Origin of the sequence: Dialister sp. (assembly GCF_036343215.1) — a bacterium.
Classification (GTDB): domain Bacteria; phylum Bacillota; class Negativicutes; order Veillonellales; family Dialisteraceae; genus Dialister.
On record NZ_JAZASU010000171.1, the window covers coordinates 1 to 2,277 of the forward strand.

Annotated in this window: 1 protein-coding gene; it reads right to left on the reverse strand. The window is 47.3% G+C overall.

Annotated features, from left to right (window positions below; translation table 11 throughout):
* Positions 1-651: 651 nt before the first annotated feature.
* A complete protein-coding gene (locus VZT47_RS10125; protein ID WP_330224838.1) occupies positions 652-2,067 on the reverse strand; it encodes an ISNCY family transposase in 1,416 nt (471 codons plus the stop codon).
* Between the last annotated feature and the right edge of the window lie 210 nt (positions 2,068-2,277).

Consider the following 2,277-nt stretch of genomic DNA (forward strand, 5'->3'; position numbering starts at 1 on the left):
TCCTGTTCTGCCAGAGCGGGAAAAGCCAGATATCCATCATAAACATTTGTAAGACTAAACTCCACCCCCTTATTTGGAAAAAGTAAATTCCACGGAACGGATGTTCCGGGTGGAATTTAATTTTGCAATTGAAGATGCTGAAACTTGTAAAAATATTTTTAAAAATTTGATGTCAACCATTTTTGAAAATGTCCCAAAAATCTTTTAACATTAGCACCGGAAATTCCGGTGCTTTTTCTTTCTCCGGGATCAGTTAATGATACAGGGGAGTAAGCTTGCTGCGAAGGCGCGCCTTTTATGGGCGCGCGCCTTCAGCAGCAAGCTTTTCGGGCATGTTTTCGCCCACCCCCTCCACGTTGAGCTCTGCCCAACGCATCCGGCCCCACCCCCGCTCAAACATGCCCGTGTAGAGCTTATCTAACTTAACTGCTTTATCCCGTTTTTGTGCAAACCTGTCGCGGGTGATTAAAGTATTGACTGCATGAACCCGGACACGGGTTTTTGAGCAGGCCAGCGGCAGCCCCCGCACCCGCCCTGAAAAGCGTGGGCGGGTACTGGGCCTGCCGGCGCTTACGCGCAGCCTAAACCCGTGTCCCCCTACAGTCAATACATGAAACACCCCCTCCCGGTTTGCAGCCGCTTCCGCGGCGATTATGCCGGCAGATCTGACATGTCGTCCCAATGATGCTCCTGCATTTTTACAAATTTCCAGAAGGCTTTACTCCTCCAGGGATGATCCATTGGAGGTATATAGCGCTTTTTTGGCTCCTTTTTTCCCGTTTCTATATCAAATTCCTTCGATTTTTCTGCCCTGACAGGGATTTCTTCCAGCGCATAGATGTCTTTGTCGTTCACACAGCAGTAAAGCCCACCATCATAAGCCTGTATCACCATGACTTTTGTTCCTTTTCTGTAATGGACCTGCCGGCTCTTTCCATCCAGCATCCGGTAGTGCTTCTTCTGAAACTGTATGCAGTGGCCGCTGTCCACCGTCCGCTGTGTCAGGACGGAAAGGATCAGGTTGATCTTTTCCTCGGACGGTTGTTTTTCGAATACGGATTTGATACCATTTACTGGTAAGGCGAATCTGGCATTGAATTCGTTGATGTAGGAGTCTAGGAATTCATTTGCCGCCTCGATCTCAGTTATGCCTGCCAGCCGCAGCTCGACTGGCAGGCGTGACTGCAGGGTCTGGAACATCCTTTCCACACGCCCTTTTGCCTGGGGCACACTGCTGTATTCTATCTTCGTACCCAGCTGCCTGCACGCATATGCGAACTGGGTGCAGGTGTCTTCCCCGATATCAGGGGCTTTTTTCTTTTTATACACAAATACCGTCCGCCTGTCCGTGAAAAATGAGTACGGGATCCCGTATCGGGTCAGGATCTGGTGAAATATATGGTAGTAGCCTGACAGTGTCTCCTCTCTGTCGAACCAGGCTCCGGTTATTCGGCCTGTCGCATCATCTACAGCTATGTGCAGTGAGCTCTTAAAACCTCCAAACCACTCATATGGAGATGCGTCCATTTGTTCCATTTCTCCAAAATAGGCGCATCTGGGACGGCGTGAGTGGGCATCCTCTACTGAAACCAGGTTTTCCTGTATTTTGTCTGCCTCTTTTTTGTCTTTTGCCGCTTTCTTTTCTTCCTCCAGCTGCCGTTTTATCCTCTTTTTCTTCTGTTTCGTTACTTTTGGTGAGAGGATATTTTCTGATTCCAGGATCCCGGTCACACACGATACCGATAGCTTTATCTTTTCTTTATTTCTCAGCAATTCTGTAAAATGTACAAAATTGGTGTCATAGTATTTGTTCCGGTACAGGTCCAGAACATCCTGCCTTATCTGCTCCGGTGTGGTCGTGGAAGGCTTTCTCCCTCTGTTCCCATGGATAAATGCAGCCTTTCCTTTTTCTTTGTAGGACCTGATCAGCCGGTTTACCTGCCTTTTTGTGATTCCCAGGGTCAGGGCAGCTCTGTCTTTGTTTCCGTTCTCATCCACAAGCTTTTTTATAACTTCATATTTTCTCTGTTCAGCCATCCTTAAGTCTATTCTCCTGATATTGATCACCTCCCTTCAGGGAGGTTATTGTATCATATGTCGGGACATTTTCATTTGTGGTATAGTGGGACATTATCAAAAATGATTTATAACCGTCCTGTCTCCCCAAAAATTTTCCTTGACAAATACGACTTTCTCTAGTAAAATGTTTTTGCTAAGGACATAGTTTTATATCGAAGCGTGGCTCAGCTTGGTAGAGCGCTGCGTTCGGGACGCAGA